Source organism: Rubripirellula obstinata (genome assembly GCF_001642955.1).
GTDB lineage: Bacteria > Planctomycetota > Planctomycetia > Pirellulales > Pirellulaceae > Rubripirellula > Rubripirellula obstinata.
Genome location: NZ_LWSK01000027.1, coordinates 1 through 13,118, shown reverse-complemented (window position 1 = coordinate 13,118; position 13,118 = coordinate 1). Strand labels below are relative to the sequence as shown.

Here is a 13,118-nt window from a genome sequence, read left to right as displayed (position 1 = left end):
ACACGAACGACACGTCAAAACAGTGCCGCAAGTGCCGGTAGTGCCGGTCCCCAGGGGAGTGCCGGTGATGTTCCACCGCTTCGCCGGATCGTTGCCAACCGACAACGAACCACCCAACGCACCGGAGGTCTTATCGCCGCTCGAAGAAGAAGAAGAACGTATCGAAGCGGAACCCGACGACGACGACGGCACCTGGATCATCAACGCGGAAGCCGCCACCGAACTCGACGACCTGATTGAAGTTGACATTGACGAAGTTCCCGTTTGTTCGTGCGGTCGCTACTGCGATTCGCAAACACTCGGGTTGGCCTGGCACTGTTCGCAATGCGACCCCGATGCAGAAGAACGCCGCAAACGAACGCAACGCTGGTTGCGACAAACCAACCGCATCCGGCAACAAAACATTTGACATTCAAACTCAATCTTTACAATCAAACCAACTCAATAGGAATCGGAATCATGGCCTCGATCATCAACCGCCCCAACAAGCATCGTTGGATTCAATACACCGACAGCGACGGCAAACGCCAAACGCTCCGCCTCGGCCAAGTCACCAAGAAGAACGCCGAAGAAGTCTGCCGCCGCGTCGAACGATTGATCGCCGCCAAAACTTCCGGCGATTCACTCGACGCCAGCACTGCCGGCTGGTTGGCAACGCTCGAAGGCAGCATCCGCGATCGGATGGTGACGCTCGGTTTGTGCGAAGCTCCGCGACAGCGGCGAACGCTCGAAGCATGGATCGACGAGTTCCGCAAACTCAACCCGCAATGGAAACCCTCGTCGGTCGAGAACTACGAAGCCGCGACCGGCCCACTGCTTGAATTCTTCAAAGCCGATCGGATCATCGACACGATCAAACCGCACGAAGCCGACGACTTTCGCAAATGGTTGCTCACCGAACGCTTCAACCGGCAAACCGGCGGCAAGGGACACGCCGACGACACGGTCCGCCGCCGGTGCGGACGAGCGAAAGCGTTGTGGAAAGAAGCGATCCGCCGCCGCTATGCGATCGAAAACCCGTTCGCCGACATCGTCACGCACACACGAGGCAACAAGGCACGGCAACACTTCGTCACCGCCGACGTTGCTTACGACTGCATCGAAGCCGCTCCGTGCTTGGATTGGCGAACGATCATCGCGTTATGCCGTTTCGGAGCGCTGCGATGTCCGACCGAAGTGGTCAACCTCGCATGGACCGACGTGAACTTGCCGGAAGGTTTCATGGTGCTCAGGCAACCGAAGGTCGAGCATCACGAGGGCGGTGGCGTCCGAGTGTGCCCGATCTTTCCCGAGCTAAGTCCATACCTGGAAGCCGCCTGGGATGCGGCCCCCGAGGGAGCCGTTCACGTCATCAACCGATACCGCCGCCACGATCAAAACCTGGGCACGACGTTCAAGAAGATTGTCGAGCGAGCCGGCCACAAACCGTGGCCAAAGTTGTTGCAAAACTTGCGAGCGAGTCGCGAAACAGAACTACTCGCCCGCTTCCCGGCCAAGGACGTGACTGAATGGTGCGGCAACAGCATCGCGGTCGCCATGGATCACTACGCGATGGCCACGAAAGCGACTTTCAAAGCGGCGATGGAAACCCGAAGCATTTTCGAGACACCAAATGCCCAAACACCAGGGGAAGGCGCAGCAAAAGGCGAAGCAGTAAATTCCCAAACGGGCGATTCAGAGTCACAAAACCCGAAGCAGTCAGCAGCCGCCACGAGACGCCCCCAAAAGAAAAAGCCCGCAAAAAGCGGGCTTAATGGCGAGTCCGGTCTAGTCGGTGCCACTTGTGACACCGACCATCAGCTCCCCCGGCAGGACTCGAACCTGCGACAAGGCGGTTAACAGCCGCCTGCTCTACCAACTGAGCTACAGGGGATTGGTAGGCTGGAGCGCGGATGCTGTTGGGCATCTCTTCCAGCGAGAGGCGGAATTTAATGAACGAGGCGGTTCGTCGCAAGGGGAACTGTTTTCTTGCGAGGACTGGTTTTTTACGGCGGGTGTTCGTGTTTTTAGGTGACGCAGCGGATGCGGGGTCGGCGGGGGCGATCCTGTGGCGTTTTGACTTTTGTTGCGTTTGCGATTTTCATGGCCCGAGAAGCTGGCCTGAATAACTGGCCTGAAAAAATGGCGGGGTTGTGCTGGCGGGGGAAGTGATGTCCGGGGTGAAACGCTCGTTGCCTGCGAGGTGGACAGTGTCTATGTTTTGTCTGACGCCAAAAGTGAACCAGGTTTTGACTGGGTTCGCTTTCTTACTTCGCCAGGATGCGAGGGGGCGGTGGACTGGCATTGGGCTGTGAAACGCGTGCTGCGTGAAACACCTCGAGTGCCAAAATCGGAATGATCGAATCGACTGAACCAGCGACCTTGAAGCTGTCCCAGTCGGACCGAATCTGCCGGTTAAACACCGCATCGGTTTTTTGACCAGGCACAAAACGTGACCTATGTTTTCCTGGCCGAGTATTCCCCCTCCTGAGTATCCGCTTACTCGGCACGCCCCGATGATCGCTTCAACGCAAGTTGACGCGGCGTTCGACAAGGCCCCCTCCCCTTTGGATGCTCGATGGAAGCTGTTACCGCATGGATTTCGTCTACCAGTCGAATTGTCGCATCAAACGCTCGCCGATTTTTTCGGTCGCTGTTTTATTCATTCTATTTTCTTCTTTCGTTGCCAGCTCCGCCACGGCGGACGTCGCTCGCGGTGCTGATGCCGACGTCGCTCCGTTGCAAGCTGCTGAGGAAATTGATGCGGCCATTGCATCTGGTTTAGAACTCGAGCAAAACCGAAGTTGGGGCGAAGCGATTCGTCACTACGAAAAGTTCACTCGCAAGTATCCCGCGAACACGCAACTGTACCAGCGGATGATCATCAGTCGTTTGTACTACGACGTGAACCGCCGCTACAAAGACGAAAGCTTCCTGCAATCGACTGCCCAGATGAGCACGACGTCGGCTTTGGATCTGTATTCCGAGATCCTTGCCAACCTGCAAACGCACTACGTTGAAGACGTGGACTGGTCACGCGTTCTGATTCACGGAACGGCCGCTTTGGAAGTCGCACTGAACGAACCTAAGTTCTTGGACCACGTGCTTCCCAACGCTGACCTGGACCGAGTGACGCACTTCCGAAATACGATCCATCAACAATTGAAAAACCGCAGCACGGCGACTCGGTTCGATCTGCGAGCTTCCGTTTCGATGGTCGCTCAACGGGCTCAGGCTGAACTGGGATTGTCGGGAACCGCTGTCGCGATGGAGTACCTTGGCGGTGCAGTTTCGACGCTGGATCCTTACACACGTTTGCTGTCGCCGAGTCAATTGGACGAAATGTTCTCGAACATCGAGGGCAATTTTGTCGGGCTGGGTTTGGAGCTGAAGTCCAAGAAAGATCGCTTGCAAATTCTGTCGGTGATTCCTGGTGGACCAGCGGCCGAGGCTGGTATCCGCGGTGGCGAATCGATCGTGGGTGTCAACAAAAGCCGAACGACCGAACATGAACCAGACTATGTTGCTGACCTGCTTCGTGGTCCAGAACACAGCTACGCGTCGATCGACATTGTGGATGTGAACGGGAACGAACGAACGATCGAAGTTCAACGTCGCCGCGTCGAGGTTCCGTGTGTTGAGAACATTCACTTCGCGGACGTTGATCAACGCATCGGTTACTTGCGTCTGACGAACTTCCAAAAGACGACGACTCGCGACATCGAGAAGGCTCTTTGGGACTTGCATCGTCAAGGCATGCGTTCGCTGATCATTGACGTTCGCGGTAACCCAGGCGGTTTGCTTTCGGCCGCAGTGGAAGTTGCGGATCGTTTCATCGGCGAAGGCCCGATCGTGACGACACGAGGCCGCAACGTTCGCGAGAACTTTGACTACAAGGCTCATCGTCCCAACACGTGGAACGTTCCGTTGGCTGTTTTGATCGACAGCGACAGTGCGAGTGCGAGCGAGATTTTTGCTGGTGCGATTCACGATAGTGGTCGCGGTGAGATCGTTGGCGAAACGAGTTACGGCAAAGGCAGCGTGCAGGGAATTTTCCGAATGCAAACGGCGAAGTTCGGGCTGTGTTTGACGACGGCCAAGTTCTACTCACCAAGCGGCCGAGCGATCAGCTTAAACGGTGTCGAGCCCACGATCGAAGTCGAGCCGACTTACATCGCCGCTCGTCCGAATCGCGACGGTGAAATCACGACGGACGTTCAGGACGCTGTGCTGCAAAAAGCGGTTCAGCAGATCAACGGCCGAACGATGATCAGCCAGTTGCCTTAATGTCGGATTTGTTTTCCGAGTTCTAGGGACTGCCGAAATGCTTAACGGCGAGAGCCTCTCAAGTAGGCCGTAGCGAGTGGAGCGAGTTCCGGCAATTGCATCAGACGGCGTTGGATTGCCGGAACTGCGCGGAGCTTGTTCCGGCCTACGGCTAGCGTCGAACTTGTTTTCCGAGTTCTAGTGTGTCGCGAATTTTTGCGGCGACCATCGGGTCGCGTTCTTGCGACATCAGTTGCCGCAACTCGCTGGTTGCATCGTGGCCTCTAAGACTTCCCAGAACTGAAATCACGGCTAGGCGAACTTCGCGGCTTTCGTCGCCCCACATTAGTTTCAACCACGGTCGTGGATCGATGTCTTGATGACGACTGAGTTCGTTGACGAAGTGAAGCCGGACGCTGGCGTCGGGGTGAGCCAGGTTGATTGAGAAATCGATTTGTGAATCGTTGAAGCCTCGCGAAAGCAGTTCCAATCGTGCTGCGTCACGTTGCTGAGCATCGTCACTGCTTAACCAATGCATGACCGATCGATCGTCGTAAACTTCCAGAGCCGTTTCGACTAAGGTCTCGACCGATTGAGCTTGCTTGACGGGTTGGTCGAAAGCAGAACCGGTGGACGCAGTGTTGTTGATCTTTTCGATCGGTTTGAGTTCGATCGGTTGATTCGGCACGACCGGTCGCAAGCGAACAGAAGTTTGGTTGCCAGAGTTTGAGCTATTTAGTTTTGAGCTATTTAGTTTCGAACTGCCGGATCGATAGATCGATGGTGTGTCGGAGCGTGCGATGTTGTTTCCGCTGCCGGGCGGCCAGTCGGTCCACTGTCCGCCGGCGTCGGTTTTTTCGACGGGCAACGGACGGGCTTTGGCGACCAGTCGTCGTGGTGATTGATCGGTTGAATCGGCAGCGAAATCTTGTGAACCTAAAATACTGGGGCCGCTGCGATGGTCGTGTGCCAAGATCGCCAGTGCGTCGTTGGCGTTGCGGTACAGATACTTCTCTTCGCTGGTTTTCTGACCGACCGATTCCATGATCGATTGTTGAACGAGTGCCGTGGCCCAACCGGTTCGATCGTCTGGCAGTCGTGGGGCGACGCTGGCGATCGCCGCGACCAGTTCGCTGTGCCGCTTCGTCGATGCTTTTTCACTGAGCACGGTCCACTGGTTCTGAAAACGCCGCAAAATATCGTAGGCAGTTCGTCCGGTCGTGGTCTGCTGGGCAGCCATCGCGGAAACGAGTGCGGGAATCGCGGCTGGGCCAAACCCTTCGATCTGTGCGAGGCGTTTTTGCTGGTCGGCGGCAGACAAGTTGTCAAAATCGTGCGTCAGTTGATTCAACAGCCATTTGCCGCTGACGTGCCGGACCGCGATCAAGCCTGCGAACACCAATGCAATCATTAACAGGTACTTCGCCGCCTTGATGACAGCCGATTTCGAGCCGCTGGACCTCGATCGGATGGATTCTGTATGACTTTTCCCACTCGGACTGTTTTTCCCGCTCGAACTGGCCGTCTGGAAGCCCTCGATCGCTGCAAAAGCGAAGGGATTCGGCTGATCGGAAAGGTCGCTGCGAGACATCGAGTGGGGAAGAACTGGGGAAATGAGGGTTGAGCAGGCTGTAATACTGATCCGGGAATCTTGATCAGCTTGAGCGATTCTGCCGACAGACGGCCCGCCACGGCAAGGTCATTTCTGGTCAGGCCGCAATTGAGCGTTGCGATGGGCATTCGGGGCGATACATTTGGGGTATGAATGCGACCACCAAAGCCTTTCCGACGATTCGCCAACTGCCCGCCAACCTGATCAATCAAATTGCCGCCGGCGAGGTGATTGAACGCCCCGCATCGGTGGTCAAGGAATTGGTCGAAAACAGCATCGATGCAGGTTCGCACCGCATCGAAGTGTCCGTCACCGGCGGCGGAACCGAATCGATTCGGATCAGCGACGACGGCTGCGGCATGCTGCCTGAACAATTGCCGTTGGCGGTGGCGTCGCACGCGACCAGTAAGCTGCCTGACGACGATTCACTGTTCAGCGTCAGCACGTTGGGGTTTCGCGGCGAAGCGATGGCGTCGATCGGCAGCGTTTCACAAATGACGATCCGCAGCCGCGCCGAAGGCGAATCGGTGGGCAGCGAAATGGTGGTGCGTGGCGGAGTGATCGAGCCGGTTTCTCCGGCGGGTTGTCCGACCGGAACGGTGATCGAAATTCGCAATCTGTTTTTCAACACGCCGGTGCGTCATCGCTTTTTGAAAACAGCGGGAACCGAACGCGGACACATCGTCGAAGCCTTCACGCGACTGGCTCTGGCGAATCCGCACATCCATTTTGTGTTGTCCAACAATGACAAGGTGATGCACGATTTACCGGCAGCCAAGAATTGGTCCGAGCGGATTCGAGCGTTCTTTGGCGATGAGATTGCGGAGTCGCTAATCCCGATCAGCGACGCCGATGACGCGATCAAAATCAGCGGTTACGTCAGCGATCCGTCGGTCAATCGCGGCAACAACCGAATGCAGTATTTGTTCTTGAACGGTCGGCACATCCGCGACCGTTCGCTGCAGCATGCGTTGGGCGAGGCTTATCGTGGTTTGTTGATGGTCGGTCGGTTTCCGGTTTGTTTCTTGCGATTGGACATGCCAGCGGAATTGATCGACGTGAACGTGCATCCGACGAAGTTGGAAGTTCGTTTTACTGACGGCGGAAAGGTTTATGGGCGTCTGTTGCAAACGCTAAGGCATCAGTTTTTGCGGACCGACATGACTCAGCGAGTTGGCCCGGCATCGACGGGTCAGGAAACTGGGTCAGGTCCGGGTGTTGGCCGCGAAGATCCGCACGTTCATCGTGCGCCGGATCCACCGCAGAGTTTTAGTTCAAGTACACAGGTAGAAAACCAACAACGCCAAGCGGTGATCAATTGGGCGAGGACGGGGCAGGATGATTCGACAACTCGATCGGCTGCACTTCCGCCTTCGTTGGGAAATCCAGCAGCAACGCACACTCCATCAGAATTTTCGTCAGAATTTCCATCTGGCACGCCAGCGTTTCAGCCGTTCGATGACGGTCGCCTGCCGAGCAAGCCGCCGGCGGATGCTGCGCCGTGGGACACTGAGTCTTTGGACACTGAGTCTTCTGATAAAAACCAGGACGCTCAAAAATCGCCGAGCGTTTGTTATCTGGGGTTCCAAGTTCACAACCGTTACTTGGTCACTCAGGATGAAACCGGAATGGTCGTGATTGACCAGCACGCTCTTCACGAACGCGTGTTGTACGAACGGGTTTGCGAGAAAGTTTTGGGCGAAGGCAGTTCGCTTGAATCTCAGCGGTTGCTGGTACCTGAACCAGTCTCGTTGACACCGGCCGAGCGGACGACCGCGATCGATGCCAAGGAAACGATGGCAAAAATCGGGTTGGAGATTGACGACTTCGGTGGCGATTCAATCGTGATCAGTGCTTATCCCGCGATGTTGCCTCACACGCCGCCGGCCGACATGCTGCGAGTGGTTTTGGAATCGTTGATGTCGGCGGGGAAAGATCCGGACGCCAAAGATTTGCTGAACCATTTACTGTCAACGATCGCGTGCAAAGCAGCGGTCAAGGCGGGCGATCCGCTGTCACCCGAAGAGATCACGGCTTTGCTGGAACAGAAAGATCTGTATCACGACACGCACCATTGTCCGCATGGTCGCCCGACGGCATTGTTCTTCAGCCGCGATGAACTCGACCGCATGTTCGGTCGGTTGGGGCCCCGAGGTCGCGTCTAGTGATCACGCTTGGACTGTGGCCGATTGCAGGCATCACAACGATCGGTGTGACCGACAGTGACGCGACCGCGACCATCGCAGCCGCGATCGATGCGGGGATCACGTCATTTGATACCGCGTTTAGTTACGGCTACGACGGCGAAAGCGATCGTCATCTTGGCCGCGCGATCGCAAATCAACGCGATCGATTTCAAGTGATGGGCAAAGTTGGTCAACGCTGGGATGCGAATCGAAACCGCGTGGTTAACGGATCGCCGGAACAGTTGATTGCTGACGCCGAAACGTCGCTGTCGCGGATCGGCATCGATGCGTTTGACATCCTGTACTTGCACAGTCCTGATCCGAACGTCCCGATCGAAAAATCGGCCGACGCGATGGAGCAATTGCGTCGTCGAGGTTTGTGCAAACGGATCGGCGTTTGTAATGTTGACTTGGAACAGTTGGATCAATTTTGTGCCACGGCGAAATGCGATGCGGTGCAGTCGCCACTGAATCTGTTGCAGCAAGATGCACTGGAGGCATTCATTCCACGTTGCCGAGAACACGGCGCATCGGTGTTTGTGTTCTGGGCTTTGATGAAAGGAATGTTGGCGGGAAAAATCACTCGAGATCACCAGTTTGCCGAAGGCGACAGCCGCCCCGGCTACGCGGTTTTCCAAGGCGAAGCCAGAGAGCGAGCTCACCGTGTGGTTGATCAACTGGAGAAGCTTGGGCAGGAAACGGGGGCCACGGTGGCTCAGTTATCGATCGGCTGGACGTTGGCTCAGGAAGGCGTTGCCGGAGTCATGGTCGGAGCCCGCCGGCCAAGTCAGATCCGCGAACTTGCTGCTGCGAAACTGATGGAACCGAGTTTGGTTTCGCGAATCAATTCACTGGTTTTGGATAGCTGATAAGGGATCGAAGGGTCGATTGGTGGGATCGGAAAGGGCAAAACGATGTGGGGGCAAAACGATTACAGCGTTCGATTTTCAGTGAGAAATTTGTTGCTTACTTTCATCGTTTTGTCCTGAAATCGATTTACCACTGTCCTGATACTCGATCAGCTCGCTGATTCAGGATTGTTTTTGCAGCACGTCTTCGGTTGGCGGCTCGGGTGCACTTGGTTGTTCTTGGCCGTCGGCGGGTAGCGGGATTGGTTCTAGGATTAGTCGCACGGCGGTGCCGCGATTGGGGATGATGGCGGTGTTCGGCGAGTACTGCAGTTGGTCGGTGTCGGCGCTGCTGGCGACGGGGATGTCCATCATTGCGGTGGTGAAGTTTGAAACGCAGATCATGTCGCCAACGTCGCCTTGGTAATAGTTGCGATTGTCCACGGGATCGGTCCAGACGTAGCTGCCCGCGAAAACCCAGTCTTCTTTTAACGTTTCAGTCGTCCCGGTTCTGACAATCCAATCTCGTGCGTCGACGACTTGGTACTTTCCGTCATCGTCAAAATAACACACCCAGACTCGGATTCGTTGCCCGGTCGCGGGAATGAAACTTGGGTTGTACGTCACGGGCGTTCCGACTTGTGCGCCGATGGCCAGTAATCCGGCATGCAGTTCGCTCGCCTTGGCCAAGGTTGCGATGATCGTTTCGTGTTCCTTGGTTCCTGATGGGCAGGCAAACATTTCCAGTGGCCCGTCATTCATCGCGATGTAACCGTCTGCATAGACACGACCAGCGGCACGGTCGATCCACAAATTTCTTTTGCTCAGCGATTTTGCACCGGATGGTGCAGTGAAAGCCTTCGCCGCGATCACGCTGGGCGTTTCCACTTCTTCTAGGTCAATCGATTCGCTGGATTCGCTGCTTTCTTCGTTGCTTTCAGGCTCTTTGCTATCGGCGGTTTGATCGTCTGTTTCAGCCGGCTCAGAATCAGTCATCGACTGGGCGGTTGGCAGCATCCGCGGCGAAGTGTTGTCGTCGGTATTCGCTAATGATTTAGAGGGCGATTCAGTCGGCGATGGTATCTCCGCTGTGTTTTGCGTCGAATCGGTTTGCGTGTTTGCAGGTTTGCTACATCCCGGGAAGGCGGCTAGTGAGAAGACGAGAAATCCGACAAGTGTTTTCGATGTGTTCATTTGGCCCGTTCTTATTCGTTGGAGTTGTGGCTATTCTAGCGGCTGATCTTAGATTTTGATCCACCCCGTTGATGCAAAACTTTACGCACACTCATTTTCAGCTAGCTTCTCGATTCATGTCGATCGACCACTCCCCCATCAAGCCACCGTCATCGCAATCCGATTCCGCCGTGACGGATCTAGCATCGAACAAGCGACGTGAAAATCCAATGGCCCGGCAATCGCTGGATTGGCCGCCTTTGGTTGTGGGCAAATCGAAATCGCCTGAAAAGGTGTTTGGTGACGCGGCCAAGGATGGTGGGGTTTACCGCTGGGGCATGGCGGTTGCCAAGTCACCGTCGGCGCTTGATTTTGATGACGACGAAATCTGTTTAACGGAGTGGGGCGAAGAGCCGGATGGCGAACTGGATAACGCCTTGCTGAAATCGCTCAGCCGGTTGGGCTGTGATCTGAAACGCAAGTCAAAAAAATCTTCCATCGATTGGATTGAATCTGCACATCAAGCGATCAGCCAATTTGAATCGCTGAAAGATCCGACGGCGGACCAGGCGGCGATGGCCGTGGTTTGGGCGGCGGCAATTCCGAAGCTTGAAACACATCTGGATGTGACCGTCCTAGCTGACCTGACTCATGCGTTATTGGAACTTCGCGAATCGGTTCTTTTGAGGTCCGACGTTAGCTCGATCAGCCATTTAATCCTTGGTGGTGAACTTGGTTTGACGTTGGCTTGGCGGATGCCGGGACTAAGAAGTCGTGCTGCGATCCTGAAGAGTGCGGGTGATGCTGTTGCCGATTGGGCGGCGTCGGATGAAGACTCAATTTCCGCAGCGGTTGCCGGCGCGACGTCGGTTCGGCTGGCGCTGGCGTCGTTGATTCGATGCCGCTGTTTGATGAAGGCAGTGGCGAAACGAAAGTTCAGCAAACAGAACATCGAGGTCGCAGAATCACTGGCGACTTGGGTTGCCGCGATGACAGGCAACCGAGGTACCTCGGCGTTTTCAAACGCGGGTCCCAAAGCTGTCAAAGATGATTGCGGCAAGCACGGATTGCTGTCGGCTGCAAAGTCGCTTGACCGGGAAGCGATCGGGCTGGCGATGGACGCGGCGATGGGCAAGGGACACAGCGGCGGTCGATTGGCCTGGGAAGTCTCGTTGCCCGAATCGATGTGGTGCGATGAAACCAACAAGATGGCGGTCTTGCTGCCCGAATGGGATGCTTCACGAGGTCGAACGCATATTGATTTTTCTGGACCGGATGTCACCGTGGAAGTCTTTGCCGGTCGGACCGCGATGATCGCTGGCCGGTTGAAGTCCAGTTTGGAAATCGACGGTACACAGCAGCAGGCGACGAGCGATTGGGATGAAATTTGCCGGTACACGGACGACGATGTTCACTATTTGGAACTGGAACAGTCTTGGACATCCGACTATCTGATCCAACGACAATTTTTGCTGATGCGCGAAGACCGTTGCTTGATGCTTGCAGACGCCGTGATTCCGAAAAATACGGAATCAAGTGGCTCTGATTCAGTGAACGAAACGAAAGACCTGAACAAGATCGATTACCAGGTCTCGCTGCCGCTTGCCCACGACGCCGCGGCGATCGAGGAACAGGAAACCCGCGAAGTGATTTTGAGATCAGGTGGCGGAACGACGGGCGGAAAACAAGCGATGCTGCTTCCGTTGTCCGCGTCGGAATGGAAGATGGGACCAACGTCGTCGAAGCTGATTTTGGCGAATCCCGATCAAGTTGTTTTTCAAGCGAGTGGACGTGAAAGACTTTACGCGCCGCTGTGGATTGATTTCAATCGTCGTCGTTTGAAAAGGATGCGAACTTGGCGTCAATTGACCGTTTGCGACGCGCTTGAACTTGTTCCAAAGAGCGAAGCTGCTGCGTTTCGTATTCAAGTCGGATCAGAACAATGGGTGGTCTATCGATCCTTGAACGACCAGCGATGCCGGTCGTTTTTGGGCAAACACATCATGGCCGATTTCTACGTCTCTAAATTCGACACCGGCGATGGGACTCATGATGCGTTGATCACGGTCGATGATGCAGATGAGGGGCGGCCATGAGCGGTTTGGGTCAGCAGCATCGCGATCGGATCGCGGCGAATTGGGCGGCAGTCGTGAATGATGTTGCCAATGCAGCGACCGCGGCTGGTCGATCGCCTGGTGACGTGAAGATCATCGGCGTGACCAAGTATGTTGACGCAGAAACGACCGCGGCGCTGGTCGATGCGGGTTGTTATGACTTGGGCGAAAACCGTCCGCAGGTGCTTTGGGAAAAAGCTGAATCCGAGTGGATCGATGATTCGGTTCGCTGGCATATCATCGGTCATCTGCAACGCAACAAGGTTCGACGAACGCTGCGTCATTCCCCGATCATTCACTCAATCGATAGCAGTCGTTTGCTCGATGCGATTGCGACTGAATCAGTGGCACAGAACAAGACGACTGACGCGATGTTGGAAGTGAACATCAGCGGCGATGATGCAAAGACGGGAATGAATGTGGACGAGTTGAAGTCGTTGCTAGAGAAGTTTGGGCCAAGTGCTGGCGGTGTACGCGTGATCGGCTTGATGGCGATGGCGGGTTGGGGCACCGAGGTCGATCAGGCTCGCGATCAGTTTGCGAAGGTGCGGGCGCTGAGCGATCAGCTAAAGGATCAAACCGAACATCCGCTGACGGAGTTATCGATGGGGATGAGCGGCGATTTTCAAGCGGCGATTGCCGAAGGATCCACGATGGTGCGGATCGGCAGCCGGTTGTTTGAAGGCGTCATGGACGCTCACTAGCCCGGATCATGCCGCCCAACGTGTGAAGAGTTTTGGGCCCGGTAAACACTTGTTAGTTCGTTTGGTCGCGTGGGGATCGTCCGGCGCGTTGGGTGGCCGCACAGTGCGCGGGGAAGTCCACGGCTGGGCTGATGAAAATGCGGTGGGTGATGTTATTCGCGAACCAGTCGAACATTGCAAATTGCAAAATGAACATTGCAAATTGAAAATTCTTGGGAAGCGGTATTTGCTGGTCA

Annotated in this window: 11 protein-coding genes and 1 tRNA gene; 7 read left to right on the top strand and 5 right to left on the bottom strand. The window is 55.6% G+C overall.

Annotated elements, in window-relative coordinates; translation table 11 throughout:
- Positions 1-67 precede the first annotated feature (67 nt).
- Together RC85_RS09415 and RC85_RS29160 are read left to right on the top strand one after the other, a co-directional pair.
- Positions 68-409 carry a hypothetical protein gene (locus RC85_RS09415; RefSeq protein ID WP_149752589.1) on the top strand — a complete coding sequence of 114 codons (342 nt, stop codon included), beginning with the start codon at positions 68-70 and terminating at the stop codon, positions 407-409.
- The gene (locus tag RC85_RS29160) at positions 325-1,839 is read left to right on the top strand and encodes a tyrosine-type recombinase/integrase (RefSeq protein ID WP_476707515.1); all 1,515 of its coding nucleotides are present in this window, start codon (positions 325-327) and stop codon (positions 1,837-1,839) included. Before RC85_RS09415 ends, RC85_RS29160 begins: the two co-directional genes overlap by 85 nt.
- Here the strand turns inward: RC85_RS29160 and RC85_RS09405 are convergent.
- Together RC85_RS09405 and RC85_RS09400 are read right to left on the bottom strand one after the other, a co-directional pair.
- Positions 1,801-1,873: transfer RNA gene (locus RC85_RS09405), tRNA-Asn, on the bottom strand. The two genes, RC85_RS29160 and RC85_RS09405, sit on opposite strands and share 39 nt — an antisense overlap.
- Before the next feature lie 373 nt (positions 1,874-2,246).
- Entirely contained in the window at positions 2,247-2,426 is a 180-nt protein-coding gene (locus RC85_RS09400) for a hypothetical protein (RefSeq protein ID WP_068261640.1), read from the bottom strand.
- Positions 2,427-2,574: 148 nt separating this feature from the next.
- Between RC85_RS09400 and RC85_RS09395 the strand changes: the two genes are divergently transcribed.
- Positions 2,575-4,266, top strand: a complete 1,692-nt coding sequence (locus tag RC85_RS09395; RefSeq protein WP_068261637.1) for a S41 family peptidase — start codon at positions 2,575-2,577, stop codon at positions 4,264-4,266.
- A gap of 151 nt (positions 4,267-4,417) precedes the next feature.
- On the opposite strand, the gene RC85_RS09390 is transcribed toward RC85_RS09395, so the two are convergent.
- Positions 4,418-5,836: a HEAT repeat domain-containing protein gene (locus RC85_RS09390; protein WP_068261634.1), complete on the bottom strand. Its 1,419-nt coding sequence runs from the start codon at positions 5,834-5,836 to the stop codon at positions 4,418-4,420.
- 170 nt (positions 5,837-6,006) lie between these two features.
- Between RC85_RS09390 and mutL the strand changes: the two genes are divergently transcribed.
- Complete coding sequence (mutL, locus tag RC85_RS09385) at positions 6,007-8,022, top strand: DNA mismatch repair endonuclease MutL (RefSeq protein WP_068261631.1); 2,016 nt, start codon at positions 6,007-6,009, stop codon at positions 8,020-8,022.
- Complete coding sequence (locus tag RC85_RS09380; RefSeq protein ID WP_068261629.1) at positions 8,022-8,912, top strand: aldo/keto reductase; 891 nt, start codon at positions 8,022-8,024, stop codon at positions 8,910-8,912. The genes mutL and RC85_RS09380 overlap by 1 nt, the downstream gene beginning before the upstream one ends.
- 162 nt (positions 8,913-9,074) lie before the next feature.
- Here the strand turns inward: RC85_RS09380 and RC85_RS09375 are convergent, their stop codons facing one another.
- Complete coding sequence (locus tag RC85_RS09375) at positions 9,075-10,085, bottom strand: YdjY domain-containing protein (RefSeq protein WP_068261626.1); 1,011 nt, start codon at positions 10,083-10,085, stop codon at positions 9,075-9,077.
- Positions 10,086-10,201: 116 nt separating this feature from the next.
- Here RC85_RS09375 and RC85_RS09370 point away from each other — a divergent pair, with 116 nt between their 5' ends.
- Both RC85_RS09370 and RC85_RS09365 read left to right on the top strand, forming a co-directional pair.
- On the top strand, positions 10,202-12,160 hold the full coding sequence (locus RC85_RS09370; RefSeq protein WP_068261623.1) for a hypothetical protein: 1,959 nt from the start codon (positions 10,202-10,204) through the stop codon (positions 12,158-12,160).
- The gene (locus tag RC85_RS09365) at positions 12,157-12,882 is read left to right on the top strand and encodes a YggS family pyridoxal phosphate-dependent enzyme (protein WP_068261620.1); all 726 of its coding nucleotides are present in this window, start codon (positions 12,157-12,159) and stop codon (positions 12,880-12,882) included. Before RC85_RS09370 ends, RC85_RS09365 begins: the two co-directional genes overlap by 4 nt.
- A gap of 52 nt (positions 12,883-12,934) precedes the next feature.
- Here RC85_RS09365 and RC85_RS28420 read toward each other — a convergent pair.
- Positions 12,935-13,118: hypothetical protein (locus RC85_RS28420; protein ID WP_238383114.1), on the bottom strand; the 184-nt coding region annotated here is incomplete at its 5' end.

Excerpts from the sequence above, each read along its gene's own strand:
- RC85_RS09415 (WP_149752589.1), top strand. The coding sequence starts at position 68 with ATGTTCCACCGCTTCGCCGGATCGTTGCCAACCGACAACGAACCACCC.
- RC85_RS29160 (WP_476707515.1), top strand. The coding sequence starts at position 325 with ATGCGACCCCGATGCAGAAGAACGCCGCAAACGAACGCAACGCTGGTT.
- RC85_RS09395 (WP_068261637.1), top strand. The coding sequence starts at position 2,575 with ATGGATTTCGTCTACCAGTCGAATTGTCGCATCAAACGCTCGCCGATT.
- RC85_RS09390 (WP_068261634.1), bottom strand. The coding sequence starts at position 5,836 with ATGTCTCGCAGCGACCTTTCCGATCAGCCGAATCCCTTCGCTTTTGCA.
- mutL (WP_068261631.1), top strand. The coding sequence starts at position 6,007 with ATGAATGCGACCACCAAAGCCTTTCCGACGATTCGCCAACTGCCCGCC.
- RC85_RS09375 (WP_068261626.1), bottom strand. The coding sequence starts at position 10,085 with ATGAACACATCGAAAACACTTGTCGGATTTCTCGTCTTCTCACTAGCC.
- RC85_RS09370 (WP_068261623.1), top strand. The coding sequence starts at position 10,202 with ATGTCGATCGACCACTCCCCCATCAAGCCACCGTCATCGCAATCCGAT.
- RC85_RS09365 (WP_068261620.1), top strand. The coding sequence starts at position 12,157 with ATGAGCGGTTTGGGTCAGCAGCATCGCGATCGGATCGCGGCGAATTGG.